General features: G+C 66.9%; 24 protein-coding genes. All 24 read right to left on the minus strand.

Annotation, left to right across the window (positions count from 1 at the left end):
* Positions 1–23 precede the first annotated feature (23 nt).
* Positions 24–422 carry a 30S ribosomal protein S8 gene (gene rpsH, locus SZN_RS12255; protein WP_007494756.1) on the minus strand — a complete coding sequence of 133 codons (399 nt, stop codon included), beginning with the start codon at positions 420–422 and terminating at the stop codon, positions 24–26.
* 212 nt (positions 423–634) lie between these two features.
* Complete coding sequence (locus tag SZN_RS12260; protein ID WP_003948630.1) at positions 635–820, minus strand: type Z 30S ribosomal protein S14; 186 nt, start codon at positions 818–820, stop codon at positions 635–637.
* A 5-nt stretch (positions 821–825) separates the two neighbouring features.
* Complete coding sequence (rplE, locus tag SZN_RS12265) at positions 826–1383, minus strand: 50S ribosomal protein L5 (RefSeq protein ID WP_007494758.1); 558 nt, start codon at positions 1381–1383, stop codon at positions 826–828.
* Positions 1383–1706 (minus strand): 50S ribosomal protein L24, encoded by a 324-nt coding sequence (gene rplX, locus SZN_RS12270; protein WP_007494760.1) that lies wholly within the window; start codon positions 1704–1706, stop codon positions 1383–1385. The genes rplE and rplX overlap by 1 nt, the downstream gene beginning before the upstream one ends.
* Before the next feature lie 2 nt (positions 1707–1708).
* Positions 1709–2077 carry a 50S ribosomal protein L14 gene (rplN, locus tag SZN_RS12275; protein ID WP_003998823.1) on the minus strand — a complete coding sequence of 123 codons (369 nt, stop codon included), beginning with the start codon at positions 2075–2077 and terminating at the stop codon, positions 1709–1711.
* Positions 2078–2176: 99 nt separating this feature from the next.
* Positions 2177–2458 (minus strand): 30S ribosomal protein S17, encoded by a 282-nt coding sequence (gene rpsQ, locus SZN_RS12280; RefSeq protein WP_007494761.1) that lies wholly within the window; start codon positions 2456–2458, stop codon positions 2177–2179.
* Positions 2458–2682, minus strand: a complete 225-nt coding sequence (gene rpmC / locus SZN_RS12285) for a 50S ribosomal protein L29 (RefSeq protein ID WP_007494763.1) — start codon at positions 2680–2682, stop codon at positions 2458–2460. Before rpmC ends, rpsQ begins: the two co-directional genes overlap by 1 nt.
* A complete protein-coding gene (gene rplP, locus SZN_RS12290; RefSeq protein WP_007494765.1) occupies positions 2682–3101 on the minus strand; it encodes a 50S ribosomal protein L16 in 420 nt (139 codons plus the stop codon). The genes rpmC and rplP overlap by 1 nt, the downstream gene beginning before the upstream one ends.
* A 5-nt stretch (positions 3102–3106) precedes the next feature.
* Positions 3107–3928, minus strand: coding sequence for a 30S ribosomal protein S3 (gene rpsC / locus SZN_RS12295; protein WP_007494766.1), 822 nt, complete (start codon positions 3926–3928; stop codon positions 3107–3109).
* On the minus strand, positions 3928–4275 hold the full coding sequence (rplV, locus tag SZN_RS12300) for a 50S ribosomal protein L22 (protein WP_007494769.1): 348 nt from the start codon (positions 4273–4275) through the stop codon (positions 3928–3930). Before rplV ends, rpsC begins: the two co-directional genes overlap by 1 nt.
* A gap of 43 nt (positions 4276–4318) precedes the next feature.
* Positions 4319–4600 carry a 30S ribosomal protein S19 gene (rpsS, locus tag SZN_RS12305; protein WP_007494770.1) on the minus strand — a complete coding sequence of 94 codons (282 nt, stop codon included), beginning with the start codon at positions 4598–4600 and terminating at the stop codon, positions 4319–4321.
* 12 nt (positions 4601–4612) lie between these two features.
* A complete protein-coding gene (gene rplB / locus SZN_RS12310; RefSeq protein ID WP_007494772.1) occupies positions 4613–5449 on the minus strand; it encodes a 50S ribosomal protein L2 in 837 nt (278 codons plus the stop codon).
* A 38-nt stretch (positions 5450–5487) separates the two neighbouring features.
* On the minus strand, positions 5488–5907 hold the full coding sequence (rplW, locus tag SZN_RS12315) for a 50S ribosomal protein L23 (RefSeq protein ID WP_007494774.1): 420 nt from the start codon (positions 5905–5907) through the stop codon (positions 5488–5490).
* On the minus strand, positions 5907–6563 hold the full coding sequence (gene rplD / locus SZN_RS12320; protein WP_007494776.1) for a 50S ribosomal protein L4: 657 nt from the start codon (positions 6561–6563) through the stop codon (positions 5907–5909). Before rplD ends, rplW begins: the two co-directional genes overlap by 1 nt.
* Before the next feature lie 8 nt (positions 6564–6571).
* Positions 6572–7216: a 50S ribosomal protein L3 gene (rplC, locus tag SZN_RS12325; protein WP_007494778.1), complete on the minus strand. Its 645-nt coding sequence runs from the start codon at positions 7214–7216 to the stop codon at positions 6572–6574.
* Between the two features lie 16 nt (positions 7217–7232).
* Complete coding sequence (gene rpsJ, locus SZN_RS12330) at positions 7233–7541, minus strand: 30S ribosomal protein S10 (protein WP_003948644.1); 309 nt, start codon at positions 7539–7541, stop codon at positions 7233–7235.
* A gap of 618 nt (positions 7542–8159) precedes the next feature.
* A complete protein-coding gene (tuf, locus tag SZN_RS12335; protein ID WP_007494780.1) occupies positions 8160–9353 on the minus strand; it encodes an elongation factor Tu in 1194 nt (397 codons plus the stop codon).
* Between the two features lie 156 nt (positions 9354–9509).
* Complete coding sequence (gene fusA, locus SZN_RS12340) at positions 9510–11636, minus strand: elongation factor G (RefSeq protein ID WP_007494781.1); 2127 nt, start codon at positions 11634–11636, stop codon at positions 9510–9512.
* Positions 11637–11675: 39 nt separating this feature from the next.
* Positions 11676–12146 (minus strand): 30S ribosomal protein S7, encoded by a 471-nt coding sequence (gene rpsG, locus SZN_RS12345; RefSeq protein ID WP_003992340.1) that lies wholly within the window; start codon positions 12144–12146, stop codon positions 11676–11678.
* A 2-nt stretch (positions 12147–12148) separates the two neighbouring features.
* Positions 12149–12520, minus strand: coding sequence for a 30S ribosomal protein S12 (rpsL, locus tag SZN_RS12350; RefSeq protein ID WP_003948652.1), 372 nt, complete (start codon positions 12518–12520; stop codon positions 12149–12151).
* 340 nt (positions 12521–12860) lie between these two features.
* Entirely contained in the window at positions 12861–13472 is a 612-nt protein-coding gene (locus SZN_RS12355; protein WP_078508546.1) for a DUF1707 and DUF4190 domain-containing protein, read from the minus strand.
* Between the two features lie 169 nt (positions 13473–13641).
* On the minus strand, positions 13642–17541 hold the full coding sequence (locus SZN_RS12360) for a DNA-directed RNA polymerase subunit beta' (protein WP_007494783.1): 3900 nt from the start codon (positions 17539–17541) through the stop codon (positions 13642–13644).
* 97 nt (positions 17542–17638) lie between these two features.
* Positions 17639–21124 (minus strand): DNA-directed RNA polymerase subunit beta, encoded by a 3486-nt coding sequence (gene rpoB / locus SZN_RS12365; protein WP_007494784.1) that lies wholly within the window; start codon positions 21122–21124, stop codon positions 17639–17641.
* Between the two features lie 588 nt (positions 21125–21712).
* A partial coding sequence (rplL, locus tag SZN_RS12370) for a 50S ribosomal protein L7/L12 (protein ID WP_007494785.1) occupies positions 21713–22080 on the minus strand: 368 nt, incomplete at its 5' end.

The raw sequence follows: 22080 nt of genomic DNA on the forward strand, positions 1-22080 counted from the left end.
GCTGTTTCCTCCGTTCCCTTCCGCTACCAGACGTAGGCGAGGACTTCCCCACCCACGCCCTTCTTGCCGGCCTGCTTGTCGGTGAGGAGCCCGTGCGACGTGGAGATGATCGCCACGCCGAGGCCGCCGAGCACCTTCGGCAGGTTGGTGGACTTCGCGTACACCCGGAGACCGGGCTTGGAGATCCGCTTGATGCCCGCGATGGAGCGCTCACGGTTCGGGCCGAACTTCAGCTCGAGAACGAGGTTCTTGCCGACCTCGGCGTCCTCGATCTTCCAGCCCGTGATGAAGCCCTCCTGCTGGAGGATCTCCGCGATGTGCGACTTGATCTTCGATGCCGGCATCGTCACGGAGTCGTGGTATGCCGAGTTCGCGTTCCGCAGACGCGTAAGCATGTCTGCGATCGGATCAGTCATGGTCATGAATTGGCCTTCGGCCTCTCTCGCCGGGGTTTCCTGGTGCGCCATCCCTCTCCCCGATCCGAGACGGGACGGGTGCGGCGCGGTGGACCTACGGCGTAGTAAGTCGTACGGGCATGTCAGACGCCCAACCCTCCTAGCCTACGGCATGGAAGGGTGGGCGCCTGACAGTGCCCATTGCTTACCGAGAGCCTCTGGATCCCTGAAAAGCGGGACTACCAGGAGCTCTTGGTCACGCCCGGCAGCTCGCCACGGTGAGCCATCTCACGAAGGCACACGCGGCACAGGCCGAACTTGCGGTACACGGAGTGGGGACGGCCGCAGCGCTGGCAGCGCGTGTAGCCACGCACGCCGAACTTGGGCTTGCGAGCAGCCTTCGCGATGAGAGCCTTCTTCGCCATCTCGCTCACGCCTCCTTGAAGGGGAAGCCGAGGTGACGAAGGAGCGCGCGGCCCTCAGCGTCGTTGGTCGCCGTGGTCACCACGGTGATGTCCATACCCCGGACGCGGTCGATCTTGTCCTGGTCGATCTCGTGGAACATGACCTGCTCCGTGAGACCGAAGGTGTAGTTGCCACGGCCGTCGAACTGCTTGGGGGACAGACCGCGGAAGTCGCGGATGCGCGGCAGCGCGAGCGACAGGGTGCGGTCCAGGAACTCCCACATGCGGTCACCGCGGAGCGTGACGTGGGCACCGATCGGCTGACCCTCGCGCAGCTTGAACTGCGCGATGGACTTGCGGGCCTTGGTGACGGCCGGCTTCTGACCGGTGATGGTGGTCAGGTCGCGGATCGCGCCCTCGATCAGCTTCGAGTCACGGGCGGCGTCGCCGACACCCATGTTGACCACGATCTTCACGAGGCCGGGGATCTGCATGACGTTCTCGTACTTGAACTCGTCACGCAGCTTGCCCGCGATCTCCTCGCGGTACTTCGTCTTGAGACGCGGAGTGGTGGTGGTAGCCATCAGATGTCCTCACCCGTCCGCTTGGCAACGCGGATCTTGTTGCCCTCGTCGTCGAAGCGGTAACCGACACGCGTGACGACCTTGTTGCCGTCCTTCTCCACGACCAGCTGGACGTTGGAGACGTGGACCGGCGCCTCGGTGGTGACGATGCCACCGGCCTGCGAACCCTTGGCGGTCGGGCCGGCCTTGGTGTGCTTCTTGACCCGGTTGACACCCTCGACCAGGACGCGCTCGTCGCGCGGGTAAGCGGCAATGACCTTGCCCTGCTTGCCCTTGTCCTTGCCGGTGATGACCTGGACCAGGTCGCCCTTCTTGATCTTCATGCTTACAGCACCTCCGGCGCGAGCGAGATGATCTTCATGAACTTCTTCTCGCGCAGCTCACGGCCGACCGGGCCGAAGATACGGGTGCCGCGAGGGTCGCCGTCGTTCTTCAGAATGACGGCGGCGTTCTCGTCGAAGCGGATGTACGAGCCGTCCGGACGGCGGCGCTCCTTGACGGTGCGAACGATGACCGCCTTGACGACGTCACCCTTCTTCACGTTGCCACCGGGGATCGCGTCCTTGACGGTGGCGACGATGACGTCACCGATGCCCGCGTAGCGGCGACCGGAGCCACCGAGCACACGGATGCAAAGGATCTCCTTCGCACCAGTGTTGTCGGCGACACGCAGTCGCGACTCCTGCTGGATCACGTCTATCTCCTGTTTGTCTGCCGGTTCCCCGGGGGCCGCTCGTCGAGCGGCCCCCGGAGCCTGGCGGAACTGTCCTGCGGGGAATGCCCCGCAGGAGACTTACTTGGCCTTCTCGAGGATCTCCACGACGCGCCAGTGCTTGCTGGCGGACAGCTTCCGGGTCTCCATCAGGAGGACGCGGTCGCCGACGCCGGCGGCGTTCTGCTCGTCGTGCGCCTTGAGCTTGTTCGTACGGCGGATGACCTTGCCGTACAGCGCGTGCTTCACACGGTCCTCGACGGCGACGACGACGGTCTTGTCCATCTTGTCGCTGACGACCAGGCCCTCACGGGTCTTCCGTGCGTTGCGCTCGGTCTGCTCAGTCACGTTCTTCTCGCTCATCAGGCGTTCTCCACCGTTTCGATGCCCAGCTCACGCTCGCGCATCAGGGTGTAGATCCGCGCGATGTCCTTGCGGACCGCCTTCAGACGGCCGTGGTTCTCGAGCTGGCCCGTCGCCGCCTGGAAGCGGAGGTTGAACAGCTCTTCCTTGGCCTCGCGGAGCTTCGCCAGAAGCTCCTCGTTGCCCAGCTCGCGCAGCTCGGACGCCTTGGTACCGGCCGACATCACGCTTCACCTGCCTCGCGCTTGACGATCCGGCACTTCATCGGCAGCTTGTGGGCCGCGCGGGTCAGCGCCTCACGGGCGATCTTCTCGTTGGGGTACGACAGCTCGAACATCACGCGTCCGGGCTTGACGTTGGCGATCCACCACTCCGGCGAACCCTTACCGGAACCCATGCGGGTCTCGGCGGGCTTCTTGGTGAGGGGACGGTCCGGGTAGATGTTGATCCAGACCTTGCCACCACGCTTGATGTGACGCGTCATGGCGATACGAGCGGCCTCGATCTGACGGTTCGTCACGTACGCCGGGGTGAGCGCCTGGATGCCGTACTCGCCGAACGCGACCGTCGTGCCGCCCTTGGCAGCGCCGCTGCGTCCCGGGTGGTGCTGCTTGCGGTGCTTGACCCTACGGGGGATCAGCATGTCGGTCAGGCCTCCGTTCCGGTGCTCTCAGCCGGAGCGGACGCGGGAGCCTCGGCCTTGGGGGCCTCGGCGCCGGCAGCCTGCTGCGGCTTGCGACCGCGCCGCTCGCCACCGCGGCCACCACGGGCCGGGCGGTCGGCACCACCACGGGCCGGGCGGTTACCCGCACGGGCCGCAGCGTTCTCGGCGCGGACCTCGGCGATGTTCTTGACATCGCCCTTGTAGATCCAGACCTTCACGCCGATGCGGCCGAAGGTCGTCTTGGCCTCGAAGAAGCCGTAGTCCACGTTCGCGCGGAGCGTGTGCAGGGGCACGCGGCCCTCGCGGTAGAACTCCGAGCGGGACATCTCGGCGCCGCCGAGGCGGCCACCGCACTGGATCTTGATGCCCTTGGCGCCGGCCTTCATCGCCGTCTGCATGCTCTTGCGCATGGCACGGCGGAAGGAGACGCGGGAGGAGAGCTGCTCGGCCACGGCCTGGGCCACGAGCTGAGCGTCCGTCTCGGGGTTCTTGACCTCGAGGATGTTCAGCTGGACCTGCTTGCCCGTGAGCTTCTCGAGGTCACCGCGGATGCGGTCGGCCTCGGCGCCGCGGCGGCCGATGACGATGCCCGGACGGGCGGTGTGGATGTCCACCCGCACGCGGTCACGGGTGCGCTCGATCTCCACCTTCGAGATGCCGGCGCGCTCCATGCCGGACGTCATCATCCGGCGGATGGCGACGTCTTCCTTGACGTAGTCCTTGTACAGCTTGTCGGCGTACCAACGCGACTTGAAGTCGGTGGTGATACCGAGCCGGAACCCGTGCGGGTTTACCTTCTGGCCCATTACCGGGTTCCTTCCTTGCTGGCGACGACCACGGTGATGTGGCTGGTCCGCTTGCGGATCCGGTAGGCACGGCCCTGGGCGCGCGGACGGAACCGCTTCAGGGTCGGGCCTTCGTCGACGTACGCCTCGCTGATGACCAGCGAGGAGGCGTCCGTGTGGTCGTAGTTGTGCGCGGCGTTGGCGATGGCGCTGTCGAGCACCTTGCCGACCGGCACAGAGGCAGCCTGCGGAGCGAATCGCAGGACCGCCTGGGCCTCCGTGGCGTCCATGCCACGGATGAGGTCCACCACACGGCGGGCCTTCATGGGCGTGACGCGGATGTACCGCGCCTGGGCCCTGGCTTCCATGGTTGTCCCTTCAGTTTCTTACGTGTCTGAATGCGATCCGCTGCTAGCGGCGCTTCGACTTCCGGTCGTCCTTGACGTGGCCGCGGAAGGTGCGCGTCGGCGAGAACTCGCCGAGCTTGTGGCCGACCATCGACTCGGTGACGAACACCGGGATGTGGGTCTTGCCGTTGTGCACCGCGAGCGTGTGGCCGAGCATGGCCGGCACGATCATGGAGCGACGGGACCAGGTCTTGATGACGTTCTTGGTGCCGGCTTCGTTCTGGACTTCCACCTTCTTGATCAGGTGGTCGTCGACGAAGGGCCCCTTCTTGAGACTGCGCGGCATCTAAACCCGCTCCTAGCGCTTCTTGTTCGTCTTGCGGCGGCGGACGATGTACTTGTTCGAAGCCTTCTTCGGCGAACGCGTACGACCCTCCTTCTGGCCCCAGGGGCTGACCGGGTGGCGACCACCGGAGGTCTTGCCCTCACCACCACCGTGGGGGTGGTCAACCGGGTTCATCGCCACACCGCGAACGGTCGGGCGGACGCCCAGCCAGCGCTTGCGGCCGGCCTTGCCCCAGTTGATGTTGCTCTGCTCGGCGTTGCCGACCTCGCCGACCGTGGCGCGGCAGCGCTGGTCGACCAGGCGGATCTCACCGGACGGCATGCGCAGGTGGGCCATCGAGCCCTCCTTCGCGAGCAGCTGCACGGAGGCACCGGCGGAGCGGGCGAACTTGGCGCCGCCACCGGGACGGAGCTCGATCGCGTGGATCGTGGTACCGACCGGGATGTTGCGCAGCGCCAGGTTGTTGCCCGGCTTGATGTCGGCCCCGGGACCGTTCTCGACGCGGTCGCCCTGCTGCAGGTTGCGCGGGGCGAGGATGTAGCGCTTCTCGCCGTCGGCGTAGTGCAGCAGCGCGATGCGCGCGGTGCGGTTGGGGTCGTACTCGATGTGCGCGACCTTCGCCGGCACGCCGTCCTTGTCGTGACGACGGAAGTCGATCACTCGGTAGGCGCGCTTGTGTCCGCCACCCTGGTGGCGAACGGTCACACGACCGGCGTTGTTACGGCCGCCCTTGCTGTGCAGGGGGCGGACCAGCGACTTCTCCGGCGTGGACCGCGTGACCTCGACGAAGTCGGCGACGCTGGAACCACGACGGCCCGGCGTAGTCGGCTTGTACTTGCGGATTCCCATTTCTCAGTCCTCGTCCGATATCGGACGATCCGACCCGCTTACGCGGTCGGACCGCCGAAGATGTCGATACGGTCGCCCTCGGCAAGGGTCACGATCGCGCGCTTGGTGCCGGCACGCTGGCCGAAACCGGTGCGGGTGCGCTTGCGCTTGCCCTGGCGGTTGATCGTGTTGACCCCGGTGACCGTGACCGAGAAGACCGCCTGGACGGCCTGCTTGATCTGGGTCTTGTTGGCGTTGGGGTCGACGATGAACGTGTACTTGTTCTCGTCGAGGAGCGCGTAGCTCTTCTCCGACACGACCGGCTTCAGCAGGACGTCACGGGGGTCCGTGTACGACTTGCTCAGCGGCGTCTCGACGGTGTTCTTGCCCTCGGTGGCGTGGCGGCGCGCCTTGGCGACGCGCGCGGCCTTGGCCGCCTTGGCGGCCTTGGAGGCAATGCTCGGGTGACGCGTGGCCATCAGGCTTCGCTCCCTTCGGTGTCAGCGGCCTTGGGGCCAGACACGAAGGACTCGAAAGCGGCCTGGGTGAAGACCACGTCGTCCGAGACGAGAACGTCGTACGTGTTCAGCTGGCCCGGCTCCAGGATGTGGACCTGGGGCAGGTTGCGGGCGGACAGCCACGCGGCCTCGTCGGCGCGCTCGACGACCAGGAGCAGGTTCTTGCGCTCCGAGATCTTGCCGAACAGCGACTTGGCGGACTTCGTGGACGGGGTCTCGCCCTCGATGACGCCGGAGACGACGTGGATGCGGTTGTTGCGGGCCCGGTCGGTGAGGGCGTGGCGCAGGGCCGCGGCCTTCATCTTCTTCGGGGTCCGCTGCGAGTAGTCACGCGGCACGGGACCGTGCACGACGCCACCACCGGCGAACTGGGGCGCGCGGGTCGAACCCTGGCGGGCGCGACCGGTGCCCTTCTGGCGGTACGGCTTGCGGCCACCACCGCGGACCTCGCCACGCGTCTTGGTCTTGTGCGTGCCCTGGCGGGCAGCGGCCAGCTGCGCGACGACGACCTGGTGGAGCAGCGGGACGCTGACCTTCTCTACGTCGAAGATCTCCGCGGGGAGCTCGACGGAACCGGCCTTTTCGCCCGCCGGCGAAAGGATGTCAACAGTGCTCATCGGTTACCTCAGGCCCCCTTGGCCGCGGTGCGGACCAGGACGAGGCCGCCGTTCGGACCGGGAACCGCGCCCTTGATGAGCAGCAGACCCTTCTCCGCGTCAACGGCGTGGACGGTCAGGTTCTGGGTGGTGACCCGCTCGTTGCCCATGCGACCCGCCATGCGGAGGCCCTTGAACACACGGCCCGGGGTGGCGCAGCCACCGATGGAACCGGGAGAGCGGTGCTTGCGCTGGGTGCCGTGACCGGCGCCGAGGCCCTTGAAGTTGTGACGCTTCATGACACCGGCGAAGCCCTTGCCCTTGCTCTTGCCGGTGACGTCGACCTTCACGCCGGCCTCGAAGACCTCGGCCGTGACTTCCTGGCCGAGCGTGTACTCGGCGGCGTCAGCGGTGCGGATCTCGACGAGGTGGCGGCGGGGGGTGACGTCGGCCTTGGCGAAGTGGCCCTTGAGGGGCTTGTTCACCTTGCGCGGGTCGATCTCGCCGAAGGCGATCTGGACCGACTCGTAGCCGTCGGCGTCGTTCGTACGGACCTGGGTCACGACGTTGGGGCCGGCCTTGACGACGGTGACGGGGACGACGCGGTTGTTCGCGTCCCACACCTGCGTCATGCCGAGCTTCTCGCCCAGGATTCCCTTGATCTGCTTAGCCATTCTCAGATCACCGGCCTCAGAGCTTGATCTCGATGTCGACACCGGCCGGGAGGTCGAGTCGCATCAGGGAGTCAACGGTCTTGGGGGTCGGGTCGAGGATGTCGATCAGGCGCTTGTGCGTGCGCATCTCGAAGTGCTCGCGCGAGTCCTTGTACTTGTGCGGCGACTTGATGACGCAGTACACGTTCTTCTCAGTGGGCAGCGGCACCGGGCCCGCGACCGACGCACCCGTGCGGGTCACCGTCTCGACGATCTTCTTCGCCGAGGAGTCGATGACCTCGTGGTCGTAGGCCTTGAGCCGGATGCGGATCTTCTGTCCCGCCATGGCTACTCAGTAGTCCTGTCTCTTCTTACGCTCCGGAACCCGGCACTCTGCTCGCCTCCTCCGACCCACGCGGTCGGGCGTGTCGCGCTCCCGCTGACACAGATGCCCCTTGTTCGAACATCCCTGCATGGGAACGCGGCCCTTCCGGAACCGCGGGCCGGGAGCCAGGAGGCCCACCGGGTGCCTGGCCGGCGTCGCGCTCACACTTCCCGGAAGATTCCCGTACGTCCGCCCCAGCGCTGCCTTGCGGCAGTTAGGGCGACGAGTACTGTGGGACTCGCTTCCGGTCCTCCCGGCGGGAGGCGCGCAGCATCAACACTCGGCCGAGCAACCCCGCTAGTCTGCCATACGGGGCAGGGGCCTGGCCAATCGAGCCGGAGAGAATACCCCGAGGGTGACGCAGGTCAAACCAGCGCGCCCGCCCCTCCCGCGTCGCACACCTCCCGCTCGCCCCGGACGTCCTCCGCGGACCCGTGCCGCCCCTCCCGCCGCCCCTCCCGCCCGCGCGGCGGAGCCGGCGGCCGCGGGCCGCGGGCATGGCGAAGGGGCCCGTACGACCACGGTCGTACGGGCCCCTTCCGGAGCTCGCGCTGGAGCTACCAGGTCAGATCAGCAGACTTACTTGTTGATCTTGATGACCTGGCCGGCGCCCACGGTCCGGCCACCCTCGCGGATGGCGAACTTCAGGCCCTCTTCCATGGCGACGGGCTGGATGAGCTCCACCTTCATCTCGGTGTTGTCACCCGGCATGACCATCTCGGTGCCCTCGGGGAGGGTCACGACGCCGGTCACGTCCGTCGTACGGAAGTAGAACTGCGGCCGGTAGTTGTTGAAGAACGGCGTGTGGCGGCCACCCTCGTCCTTGGACAGGATGTACGCCTGGGCCTCGAACTCGGTGTGCGGGGTGACCGAGCCCGGCTTGATGATGACCTGGCCGCGCTCGACGTCCTCGCGCTTGATGCCGCGGAGGAGCAGACCGACGTTCTCACCGGCCTGGCCCTCGTCGAGCAGCTTGCGGAACATCTCGATGCCGGTGACCGTGGTGGTGGTCTTGTCCTGCTTGATGCCCACGATGTCGACGGTCTCGTTGACCTTGAGGACACCACGCTCGATACGGCCGGTGACGACCGTGCCGCGACCGGTGATCGTGAAGACGTCCTCGATCGGCATGAGGAACGGCTTGTCGACGTCGCGCTCGGGCTGCGGGATGTGCTCGTCGACGGCCTTCATCAGGTCGAGGACGGTCTGGCCCCACTCCTTGTCGCCCTCAAGGGCCTTGAGCGCGGAGACCTTGACGACCGGCAGGTCGTCGCCCGGGAACTCGTACTCGGAGAGCAGCTCGCGGACCTCGAGCTCGACGAGCTCCAGGATCTCCTCGTCGTCCACCATGTCGGCCTTGTTCAGGGCGACGACGATGTACGGAACGCCGACCTGGCGGGCCAGGAGCACGTGCTCCTTGGTCTGCGGCATCGGGCCGTCGGTGGCGGCGACGACGAGGATGGCGCCGTCCATCTGCGCCGCACCCGTGATCATGTTCTTGATGTAGTCCGCGTGACCGGGGCAGTCGACGTGGGCGTAGTGACGCGTCTCGGTCTGGTACTCGACGTGCGCGATGGAGATGGTGATACCGCGCTGGCGCTCCTCAGGAGCCTTGTCGATCTGGTCGAAGGCCGAGGCCTCGTTCAGGTCCGGGTACGCGTCGTGCAGCACCTTGGTAATGGCGGCCGTGAGGGTCGTCTTACCGTGGTCGATGTGACCGATGGTGCCGATGTTGACGTGCGGCTTAGTCCGCTCGAACTTCGCCTTCGCCACTGGGGTCCTCCTGTGGAGTGGTTCTGAACGCCTTGCTTCATCGGCGCCAGGTGATCTTTGCTGGAAAGCCCGGGCCCCGGGGCACTCCGACCGCTATTGCGGTGGAATGCCCCCTGAGGCTCCGGAGTCAAGCCTAAAGCGTGTGAACGCGGAGCGTTACTCGCCCTTGGCCTTCGCGATGATCTCCTCGGCGACGTTCCGCGGAACCTCGGCGTAGGAGTCGAACTGCATGGAGTAGCTGGCCCGGCCGGACGTCTTGCTGCGCAGGTCGCCGACGTAGCCGAACATCTCCGAGAGGGGCACGAGACCCTTCACGACGCGGGCACCGGCCCGCTCCTCCATGGCCTGGATCTGGCCACGGCGGGAGTTGATGTCGCCGATGACCTCACCCATGTAGTCCTCGGGCGTGGTGACCTCGACGGCCATCATCGGCTCCAGGAGCACGGGGCTGGCCTTGCGCGCGGCCTCCTTGAAGGCCTGCGAGCCGGCGATCTTGAAGGCGAGCTCCGAGGAGTCGACCTCGTGGTAGCCACCGTCGAGCAGCGTGACGCGCACGCCGGTCATCTCGTAGCCCGCGAGGATGCCGAACTGCATGGCCTCCTGCGCACCGGCGTCCACCGAAGGGATGTACTCCTTCGGGATACGGCCACCGGTGACCTTGTTCACGAACTCGTACGAGGCGTCGCCGCCCTCGATCGGCTCGATCGCGATCTGCACCTTCGCGAACTGGCCGGTACCGCCAGTCTGCTTCTTGTGCGTGTAGTCGACGCGCTCGACGGCCTTGCGGATCGTCTCGCGGTACGCGACCTGCGGCTTGCCGACGTTGGCCTCGACCTTGAACTCACGGCGCATACGGTCGACCAGCACCTCGAGGTGCAGCTCGCCCATACCACCGATGATGGTCTGGCCCGTCTCCTCGTCCGAGTGGACCTGGAAGGAGGGGTCCTCCTCCGCGAGACGCTGGATGGCGACACCCAGCTTCTCCTGGTCGCCCTTGGACTTGGGCTCGATGGCGACCTGGATGACCGGCGCCGGGAAGTCCATGGACTCCAGGATCACCGGGGCCTTGTCGTCGCTCAGCGTCTCACCGGTGGTGGTCTGCTTGAGGCCCATGACGGCGACGATGTCGCCGGCGCCCACCGACTCGATCTCCTCACGCTTGTTCGCGTGCATGCGGTAGATCTTGCCGATGCGCTCCTTCTTGCCCTTGACGGAGTTCAGCACGGCGGTGCCGGACTCCAGGCGACCGGAGTAGATCCGGACGAAGGTGAGCTTGCCGAGGTGCGGGTCGCTCATGATCTTGAACGCGAGCGCCGACAGCGGCTCCTCGTCCGACGGCTTGCGCTTGACGACCAGCTCGGGGTCCTTCACGTCGTGGCCCTCGATGGCCTCGACGTCGAGCGGGGTCGGCAGGTAGCGCACGACCGCGTCGAGCAGGGGCTGGACGCCCTTGTTCTTGAACGCGGTGCCGCAGAACACCGGGGTGACCGTGGTGTCGTTGGACTTGCCGGACGCGATGGTGATGCGGCGGATCGCGGCGTACAGCTGCTCCTCGGTGGGCTCCTGGCCCTCCAGGTACAGCTCCATGATCTCTTCGTCGTTCTCCGCGACGGCCTCGACCAGCTTGCCGCGCCACTCCTCGGCGGCCTCGGTGTGCGTGGCCGGGATGTCGACGACGTCGTACATCTCACCCTTGGCGGCCTCGGCGGACCACACGAGCGCCTTCATGCGGACCAGGTCCACGACGCCCTTGAAGTCGGCCTCGGCACCGATCGGGAGCTGCATGACGAGCGGCTGGGCGCCCAGGCGGTCCGAGATCATGTCCACGCAGCGGTGGAACTCGGCGCCGGTGCGGTCCAGCTTGTTCACGAAGCAGATACGCGGCACGCCGTAACGGTCGGCCTGACGCCACACCGTCTCGGACTGCGGCTCGACACCCGCGACACCGTCGAACACCGTGACGGCACCGTCGAGGACGCGGAGCGAACGCTCCACCTCGACCGTGAAGTCGACGTGCCCGGGGGTGTCGATGATGTTGATCGTGTAGTCGTTGTCCTCGAGGGGCCAGTGACAGGTGGTGGCAGCAGAGGTGATCGTGATGCCACGCTCCTGCTCCTGCTCCATCCAGTCCATGGTGGCGGCGCCGTCGTGGACTTCACCGATCTTGTAGCTGACGCCGGTGTAGAAGAGGATCCGCTCGGTGGTGGTCGTCTTGCCCGCGTCGATGTGGGCCATGATCCCGATGTTGCGGACCTTGGCCAGGTCAAGTGAAGTGGTAGCCATGAGGCTTCAGTCTTCTCTCGGTCTCGATGGGGTCTGCGACTACCAGCGGTAGTGCGCGAAGGCCTTGTTGGACTCGGCCATCTTGTGGGTGTCCTCGCGCTTCTTCACGGCCGCGCCGAGGCCGTTCGAGGCGTCGAGAAGCTCGTTGAGGAGACGCTCGGTCATGGTCTTCTCGCGACGGGCACGGGAGTAGCCGACCAGCCAGCGCAGCGCGAGCGTGTTGGCGCGACCGGGCTTGACCTCGATCGGAACCTGGTACGTCGCACCACCGACACGGCGGGACTTGACCTCAAGGGTCGGCTTGATGTTCTCCAGCGCGCGCTTCAGCGTGATGATCGGGTCGTTGCCCGTCTTCTCACGCAGACCCTCCATGGCGCCGTAGACGATGCGCTCGGCGGTGGAACGCTTGCCGTTCAGCAGCACCTTGTTGATGAGCGACGTGACAAGAGGAGAACCGTAGACCGGGTCGATGATGACCGGGCGCTTCGGGGCGGGGCCCTTACGAGGCATTCTTACTTCTCCTTCTTGGCGCCGTAGCGGCTGCGGGCCTGCTTGCGGTTCTTCACACCCTGGGTGTCAAGGGAACCGCGGATGATCTTGTAGCGAACACCCGGCAGGTCCTTCACACGGCCACCACGCACGAGCACGATGGAGTGCTCCTGCAGGTTGTGTCCCTCACCCGGAATGTAAGCGGTGACCTCGATCCCGCTGGTCAGACGCACACGCGCGACCTTACGCAGGGCCGAGTTCGGCTTCTTCGGGGTGGTCGTGAACACACGCGTGCAGACGCCGCGGCGCTGAGGGGAACCCTCGAGTGCGGGCGTCTTGTTCTTCTCGACCTTGTCCTGCCGGCCCTTGCGGACCAGCTGCTGGATCGTAGGCACTACTTCTCCGGTTTCTGTGTGCCGAATGGTGAAGCTAACCTGGAACATCTCCGACCCACGCGGTCGGGTGTGTCGAATCCCGCGGACTCCCGCCGCGAGGCGGAAAGGCACGATTGCGGTGGCCGCTCACGGCTCGCTGTGCGGTTGAAGGCACGCACGGGAGCCAGGGCACACCCCAGGCACAAGGTCTGAGCGTACCTACCTCATTCGCTGCGGTCAAAACAAATGGGCCCGGCCCGCAACGCCCCGCGGCCGATGTCAAGACCGCACGACGTGTTCGATCTTCGAAACGCCGGTCCCGGCGGGCCGGCGACCGGTCCGCGGAGCCCGGGGACGCCCCTCACCGATGTGACGCGGATGCGACCGCCGCCACAATCGTGAGCATGATCAGCAGGGCCCAGCCCGCCGTGGACAGCCACCCGAGCACCAGTCCCGTCAGCGCCAGCCCGTCACCGCCCTCGCCGGTGCGGCGGATCTCCGAACGCGCCGCGTGCCCCAGCACCACGGCCGGGATGCCGGTCAGCCCGAGGCTCACCAGGCACAGCACCCCGCAGACGGCCGACCCGACCGCCTTGCCGTTGGTCGGCGGCTGCGCGACAGGCAGGAAGGTCCGCGGCACGGGCACGGGCATCGGCACCACGGGCGCCGGCAGCGGCACCGGGCCCTGCGGCAGGTCGGCGACGAGCAGCGCCAGCTCCCCCACCGTCCGGGCGCGGTAGGCCCGCGCGACCCGCTTCTCGAACTCGGGCTGCTCCAGGCGCCCCTCGCCGAACCCGGCGCGCAGCACGTCCACGGTCCGCTCCCGGTCGGCGTGCGAGGCCAGCATCGCGGGCGCGCTCCCGCTCGCGGGAGCGGGCGCGGGCACGCCGGCCCATGGCGGGGGCACCGGCTGGCCCCCGTACCAGGGCTGCGGTCCCTGGTTCCCGTGCCACGGCTGCCACGGCTGCGTCATGAAGCACCACCCCCGCAACGGTCGGATTCCTTCCATGATGCGCCGAACCGCGAAGCCAGGCATCGGTTTCGGACCCGGATATGTCCCTGATCCCGAAAATTCACGGTGGTCCGGGCACGCCGAAGGGCGGCCACCCCGAGGGGTGACCGCCCTTCACACGATCGCTCGCCTACTGGTTGTACGGACCGTAGTCGTAGTCCTCCAGCGGAACGGCCTGGCCGGAGCCGGTGCCGAACGGCGAGTAGTCGATGTCGTCGTAGCCGACGGCCGAGTACATCGCGGCCTTGGCCTCCTCGGTCGGCTCGACCCGGATGTTGCGGTAGCGGGACAGACCCGTACCGGCCGGGATGAGCTTGCCGATGATGACGTTCTCCTTGAGACCGATCAGGGAGTCGGACTTGGCGTTGATCGCCGCGTCCGTGAGGACCCTGGTCGTCTCCTGGAAGGACGCCGCCGACAGCCACGACTCGGTCGCCAGCGAGGCCTTGGTGATACCCATCAGCTGCGGACGGCCGGAGGCCGGGTGGCCGCCTTCCTGGACCACACGACGGTTCTCGGTCTCGAACTTCGAACGCTCGACCAGCTCGCCGGGCAGCAGCTCCGCGTCGCCCGACTCGATGATCGTCACACGGCGCAGCATCTGCCGGATGATGATCTCGATGTGCTTGTCGTGGATCGACACACCCTGCGAGTTGTAGACCTTCTGGACCTCGCCGACCAGGTGGACCTGGACGGCACGCTGACCCAGGATGCGCAGCACGTCGTGCGGGTTGGTGGCACCCACGGTGAGCTTCTGGCCCACCTCGACGTGCTCGCCCTCGCTGACCAGGAGCCGGGCACGCTTCGAGATCGGGTACGCCGTCTCGTCGCTGCCGTCGTCCGGGGTGACGACGATCTTCTTGGTCTTCTCGGTCTCCTCGATCCGCACGCGGCCGGTCGCCTCGGAGATCGGGGCGACACCCTTCGGGGTACGGGCCTCGAAGAGCTCGACGACACGCGGCAGACCCTGGGTGATGTCGTCACCGGCCACACCACCGGTGTGGAAGGTGCGCATCGTCAGCTGGGTACCGGGCTCACCGATGGACTGGGCGGCGATGATGCCGACCGCCTCACCGATGTCGACCAGCTTGCCGGTGGCCAGCGAGCGGCCGTAGCACATGGCGCAGGTGCCGACGTGCGACTCGCAGGTCAGGATCGAGCGGGTCTTGACCTCCTCGACACCGTGGTGCACGAGCTGGTCGATGAGCACGTCGCCCAGGTCCACGTTGGCCGGCGCGATCACCTTGCCGTCGATGACGACGTCCTCGGCGAGCATCCGGGCGTAGACGCTGGTCTCGACGTCGTCGGCCTTGCGCAGCACGCCGTCGGCGTCGCGGTGGGCGATCTTCAGCTTCAGACCGCGCTCGGTGCCGCAGTCCTCCTCGCGAATGATGACGTCCTGGGAGACGTCGACCAGACGACGGGTGAGGTAACCGGAGTCGGCGGTACGCAGGGCGGTGTCCGCCAGACCCTTGCGGGCGCCGTGCGTGGAGATGAAGTACTCCAGCACGGACAGGCCCTCGCGGAACGACGCCTTGATCGGACGCGGGATCGTCTCGTTCTTCGCGTTCGACACCAGACCACGCATACCGGCGATCTGACGCATCTGCATCATGTTGCCTCGCGCGCCCGAGTTCACCATCATGAAGATCGGGTTGGTCTTCGGGAAGTTGTCGTTCATCGCCTCGGCGACCTCGTTGGTCGCCTTGGTCCAGATCGCGATGAGCTCCTGCGTGCGCTCGTCCTTGGTGATCAGACCGCGCTCGTACTGCTTCTGGACCTTCTCGTCCTGCGCCTCGTAGCCGCGGACGATCTCCTTCTTCGCCTCGGGAACGACGACGTCGGAGATGGCGACGGTCACGCCGGAACGGGTGGCCCAGAAGAAGCCGGACGCCTTCAGGTTGTCGAGCGTCGCCGCCACGATGACCTTGGGGTAGCGCTCGGCGAGGTCGTTGACGATCTCGGAGAGCTGCTTCTTGCCGACCTCGTAGTCGACGAACGGGTAGTCCTCGGGCAGCAGCTCGTTGAAGAGCGCGCGGCCCAGGGTCGTCCGCAGCCGGAACGAGTCACCCTGCTGCCACTCCGGCTCGCCCTCCTCCTGCGCCGGCGGCATCCAGCCGCGGGGCGGGATGGTGCCGACCGGGAAGCGGACGTCGATCTTCGACTGGAGCGAGAGCTCGCCCGCGTCGAAGGCCATGATCGCCTCGGCCACCGAGGAGAAGGAGCGGTCCTCGCCCTTGACGTTCCGCATCTCGCCGTCGGTGGTGAGGAAGAACAGACCGAGGACCATGTCCTGGGTCGGCATCGTCACCGGACGGCCGTCGGCGGGCTTGAGGATGTTGTTCGAGGACAGCATCAGGATGCGGGCCTCGGCCTGCGCCTCCGCGGACAGCGGCAGGTGCACGGCCATCTGGTCACCGTCGAAGTCCGCGTTGAACGCGGTGCAGACGAGCGGGTGGATCTGGATGGCCTTGCCCTCGACCAGCTGCGGCTCGAAGGCCTGGATGCCCAGGCGGTGCAGGGTGGGAGCACGGTTCAGCAGAACCGGGTGCTCGGCGATGACCTCTTCGAGGACGTCGTACACGACCGTGCGGCCGCGCTCCACCATGCGCTTGGCGCTCTTGATGTTCTGCGCGTGGTTCAGGTCGACCAGGCGCTTCATCACGAACGGCTTGAACAGCTCCAGCGCCATCGCCTTCGGCAGACCGCACTGGTGCAGCTTCAGCTGCGGACCGACGACGATCACGGAACGCGCGGAGTAGTCCACGCGCTTGCCGAGCAGGTTCTGACGGAAGCGGCCCTGCTTGCCCTTGAGCATGTCGCTCAGGGACTTCAGCGGACGGTTGCCGGGACCGGTCACCGGCCGGCCGCGGCGGCCGTTGTCGAAGAGGGCGTCGACGGCCTCCTGGAGCATGCGCTTCTCGTTGTTCACGATGATCTCGGGCGCGCCGAGGTCGAGAAGCCGCTTCAGGCGGTTGTTGCGGTTGATCACACGGCGGTACAGGTCGTTCAGGTCGGAGGTCGCGAAGCGGCCACCGTCCAGCTGCACCATCGGGCGAAGGTCCGGCGGGATGACCGGGACGCAGTCGAGGACCATGCCCTTGGGGCTGTTGGAGGTCTGCAGGAAGGCGGAGACGACCTTCAGCCGCTTCAGCGCACGGGTCTTCTTCTGGCCCTTGCCGGTGCGGATGATCTCGCGGAGCTTCTCGGCCTCCTCGTCGAGGTCGAAGGACTCCAGGCGCTTCTGCAGCGCCGCGGCACCCATCGAACCGTCGAAGTACGTGCCGAAGCGGTCGCGCAGCTCGCGGTAGAGGAGCTCGTCGCCCTCCAGGTCCTGGACCTTGAGGTTCTTGAACCGGGTCCACACCTCGTCGAGGCGGTCGATCTCGCGCTGCGCGCGGTCGCGCAGCTGCTTCATCTCGCGCTCGGCACCCTCGCGCACCTTGCGGCGCACGTCGGCCTTGGCGCCCTCGGCCTCCAGCTCGGCCAGGTCGGTCTCGAGCTTCTTGGCGCGGGCCTCCAGGTCGGCGTCCCGGCGGTTCTCGACCTGCTGGCGCTCGACGGAGACGTGGGCCTCCAGGGAGGGCAGGTCGCGCGTACGGCGCTCCTCGTCGACGTACGTGATCATGTACGCCGCGAAGTAGATGACCTTCTCCAGGTCCTTCGGGGCGAGGTCGAGCAGGTAGCCCAGCCGCGACGGAACGCCCTTGAAGTACCAGATGTGGGTGACGGGGGCGGCCAGTTCGATGTGGCCCATCCGCTCGCGGCGCACCTTGGCGCGGGTCACCTCGACGCCGCAGCGCTCACAGATGATGCCCTTGAAGCGGACGCGCTTGTACTTGCCGCAGTAGCACTCCCAGTCCCGGGTCGGACCGAAGATCTTCTCGCAGAAGAGTCCGTCCTTCTCGGGCTTGAGGGTGCGGTAGTTGATGGTCTCGGGCTTCTTGACCTCGCCGTGGCTCCACTGACGGATGTCGTCCGCCGTGGCCAGGCCGATCCGGAGCTCGTCGAAGAAGTTGACGTCGAGCACTATGCGTCAATCCCTCTCAGGGTTGTAAGTCTTTGGTCTGAAACGGGGGCCTGGGGGTCGGCGGCGCCCTGATCGCTCAGGGCCCGCCGGACTCCCGTCAGACCTCTTCGACGCTGCTCGGCTCGCGCCGCGACAGGTCGATGCCGAGCTCCTCCGCCGCGCGGAAGACGTCCTCGTCGGTGTCACGCATCTCGATGGACATACCGTCGCTGGACAGCACCTCCACGTTCAGGCAGAGCGACTGCATCTCCTTGATGAGCACCTTGAAGGACTCGGGGATGCCGGGCTCGGGGATGTTCTCGCCCTTGACGATGGCCTCGTAGACCTTCACGCGGCCGGTGACGTCGTCGGACTTGATGGTCAGCAGCTCCTGGAGGGCGTACGCGGCGCCGTAAGCCTCCAGCGCCCACACCTCCATCTCACCGAAGCGCTGGCCGCCGAACTGGGCCTTACCGCCCAGCGGCTGCTGGGTGATCATCGAGTAGGGGCCGGTCGAGCGGGCGTGCAGCTTGTCGTCGACCAGGTGGTGCAGCTTGAGGATGTACATGTAGCCGACCGAGATCGGGTCCGGGAACGGCTCACCGCTGCGGCCGTCGAACAGCCGGGCCTTGCCGGACGGGAGCACCATGCGCTCGCCGTCGCGGTTCGGGATGGTGTGCTGCAGCAGACCCGCGAGCTCGTCCTCGCGCGCACCGTCGAAGACGGGGGTCGCGACGTTCGTGCCCGGGTCGACCTGGTCGGCGCCGATGACCTGGAGGCGCTGCGCCCACTCGTCCGCGAGGCCGGAGACGTCCCAGCCGCGGCTGGCGAGCCAGCCGAGGTGGATCTCCAGCACCTGTCCCGGGTTCATGCGGGACGGCACACCCAGCGGGTTGAGGATGATGTCGACCGGGGTGCCGTCCTCCAGGAACGGCATGTCCTCGATCGGCAGGATCTTGGAGATGACGCCCTTGTTGCCGTGGCGGCCGGCGAGCTTGTCACCGTCGGTGATCTTGCGCTTCTGCGCCACGTACACGCGCACCAGCTGGTTCACACCGGGGGGAAGCTCGTCGCCCTCCTCGCGGTCGAAGACGCGGACGCCGATGACCTTGCCGATCTCGCCGTGCGGGACCTTCAGCGAGGTGTCGCGGACCTCACGGGCCTTCTCACCGAAGATCGCGCGCAGCAGGCGCTCCTCGGGGGTCAGCTCGGTCTCGCCCTTCGGCGTGACCTTGCCGACGAGGATGTCGCCGGCGACGACCTCGGCACCGATCCGGATGATGCCGCGCTCGTCGAGGTCGGCGAGGACCTCCTCGGAGACGTTCGGGATGTCCCGGGTGATCTCCTCGGGGCCGAGCTTGGTGTCACGGGCGTCGACCTCGTGCTCCTCGATGTGGATCGAGGAGAGGACATCGTCCTGCACGAGGCGCTGCGACAGGATGATCGCGTCCTCGTAGTTGTGGCCCTCCCACGGCATGAACGCCACGAGCAGGTTCTTGCCCAGCGCCATCTCGCCGTTCTCGGTGGCCGGACCGTCGGCCAGGACCTGGCCCTCGATGATCCGGTCGCCCTCGTTGACGATGACCTTCTGGTTGACCGAGGTGCCCTGGTTGGACCGGGCGAACTTGGCCAGGCGGTACGTGATGTACGTGCCGTCGTCGTTGGCGGTGGTGATGTAGTCCGCGGAGACCTCCTGGACCACACCCGCCTTCTCGGCCTTGACCACGTCGCCGGCGTCGACGGCGGAGCGGTACTCCATGCCGGTGCCGACGAGCGGGGACTCGCTCTTGATGAGCGGGACGGCCTGGCGCATCATGTTCGCGCCCATGAGGGCACGGTTGGCGTCGTCGTGCTCCAGGAAGGGGATCATGGCGGTCGCGACCGACACCATCTGGCGCGGCGAGACGTCCATGTAGTCCACGTCGTCACCGGCGACGTAGTCGACCTCGCCGCCGCGGCGGCGGACCAGGACGCGGTTCTCGGCGAAGCGCATGTCGTCGTTGAGCGTGGCGTTGGCCTGCGCGATGACGAAGCGGTCCTCCTCGTCGGCCGTCAGGTAGTCGACCTCGTCGGTCACCCGGCCGTCGACGACCTTGCGGTACGGCGTCTCCACGAAACCGAACGCGTTGACGCGGCCGTAGGAGGCGAGCGAGCCGATCAGACCGATGTTGGGGCCTTCGGGCGTCTCGATCGGGCACATGCGGCCGTAGTGCGAGGGGTGCACGTCACGGACCTCGAAGCCGGCCCGCTCACGCGAGAGACCACCCGGGCCGAGCGCGGACAGACGACGCTTGTGCGTCAGCCCGGACAGCGGGTTGTTCTGGTCCATGAACTGCGAGAGCTGGCTGGTGCCGAAGAACTCCTTGATGGAGGCGACGACCGGCCGGATGTTGATCAGGGTCTGCGGCGTGATCGCCTCGACGTCCTGGGTCGTCATGCGCTCGCGCACGACGCGCTCCATACGCGCCAGACCCGTGCGGACCTGGTTCTGGATGAGCTCGCCGACGCTGCGCAGACGGCGGTTGCCGAAGTGGTCGATGTCGTCGGTCTCGACGACGATCGTGTTGCCGCTGTCACCGACCGTCTCGGTCTCGCCCGCGTGCAGCTTCACCAGGTACTTGATCGTCGAGATGACGTCCTCGACGGTCAGGACGCCCGCGTCGAGCGGAGCCTCCGCACCCAGCTTCTTGTTGACCTTGTAGCGGCCGACCTTGGCCAGGTCGTAGCGCTTGGGGTTGAAGTACAGGTTCTCCAGCAGCGTCTGCGCGGCCTCACGCGTGGGCGGCTCGCCCGGACGCAGCTTGCGGTAGATGTCGAGCAGCGCGTCGTCCTGGCCCTGGGTGTGGTCCTTCTCCAGGGTGGCGCGCATGGACTCGTACTCGCCGAACTCCTCGAGGATCTGCTCGGTGGTCCAGCCGAGCGCCTTGAGCAGGACGGTCACGGACTGCTTGCGCTTGCGGTCGATGCGCACACCGACCATGTCGCGCTTGTCGATCTCCAGCTCCAGCCAGGCACCGCGGGACGGGATGACCTTGGCGGAGAAGATGTCCTTGTCGGACGTCTTGTCGATGGAGGAGTCGAAGTAGACGCCGGGCGAGCGCACGAGCTGCGACACCACGACGCGCTCGGTGCCGTTGATGACGAAGGTGCCCTTGTGCGTCATGAGCGGGAAGTCGCCCATGAAGACCGTCTGGGACTTGATCTCGCCGGTCTCGTTGTTGGTGAACTCTGCCGTCACGAAGAGCGGGGCCGCGTAGGTGAAGTCGCGGTCCTTGCACTCGTCGATGCTGTTCTTCGGCGGCTCGAAACGGTGGTCGCGGAACGTCAGCGACATCGACCCGGAGAAGTCCTCGATCGGGGAGATCTCCTCGAAGATCTCCTCGAGGCCGGACTTGGTGGGGACGTCCTGACCGGATTCCAGAGCCGCCTCGACCCGACTCTGCCAGGCGGTGTTGCCGAGCAGCCAGTCAAAGCTCTCGGTCTGCAGCGCGAGCAGGTTGGGAACCTCGAGGGGCTCCTTGATCTTTGCAAAAGAGATGCGCAGCGGGGCGGTGCTGGCGCCGTTGTTCGTATTCGCGTTCGAGGCAGTGCGCGAGGCGGCCAAGAGGGGGTCCTTCCGAGGGCTCGGACTCACTACGCGCGTACCGGCCCCTCACCGTGCACAGAGACGGACGTTTCCTTGCCCGGCCAAGAAAGGCCAGGTCGGAGGCGGTCCGGTCATCGATGCTGAAGCGAGGGCATGCCCCTGGTGACGGGCAGGGGACAGCTAACAGGCAGCGCAAAGGGTCAGTGTAGCCACTTGGCACACTGATGTCCAGTGCGGGTTTTTCGCGACCCTCGTTGTTCTCAACGCCCTCGGCATGCTCGCCCTCAATGCACGTTGATACTGCCCTCTTCGTCGCCGATCCATGCCTCGGATTCGGATCCTTGTGGCGACGCGTCCTGAGAATTGCGCGCTGCGTGCGGTTCGTCAAGGCCCCCAGGCCCGAACCCAGGACGGCCCGGGACACGACGAAGATCACCATACCCCCCGCCGAACCGGGCGCAAGGCAACCGTGGCCGCGCCCCGAGAACGCCGAAGAGCGACCACCCGAATGGATGATCGCTCTACGGTGCGACTGCGTTACAGCCCCGGAGGGGCTTGTTTCAGCGGGCGCTACGGCCGTGTCCGGCCGACAGGACCGGGAAGGTCCTACTTGACCTCGACGGAGGCGCCGGCGCCCTCAAGGGACTCCTTGGCCTTCTGCGCGGCCTCCTTGTTGACCTTCTCCAGAACCGGCTTCGGCGCACCGTCGACCAGGTCCTTGGCCTCCTTCAGGCCGAGGGAGGTCAGCTCGCGCACGACCTTGATGACCTGGATCTTCTTCTCGCCGGCGCCGGTGAGGACGACGTCGAACTCGTCCTGCTCCTCGACGGCCTCGGCCGGGGCGCCCGGGGCGCCGGGGGCGGCGACGGCGACCGCGGCGGCGGCGGTGACGTCGAACTTCTCCTCGAACGCCTTCACGAACTCGGAGAGCTGGATGAGGGTCATGCCCTCGAACTCGGCGAGCAGTTCGTCCT

Source organism: Streptomyces zinciresistens K42, from assembly GCF_000225525.1.
GTDB lineage: Bacteria > Actinomycetota > Actinomycetes > Streptomycetales > Streptomycetaceae > Streptomyces > Streptomyces zinciresistens.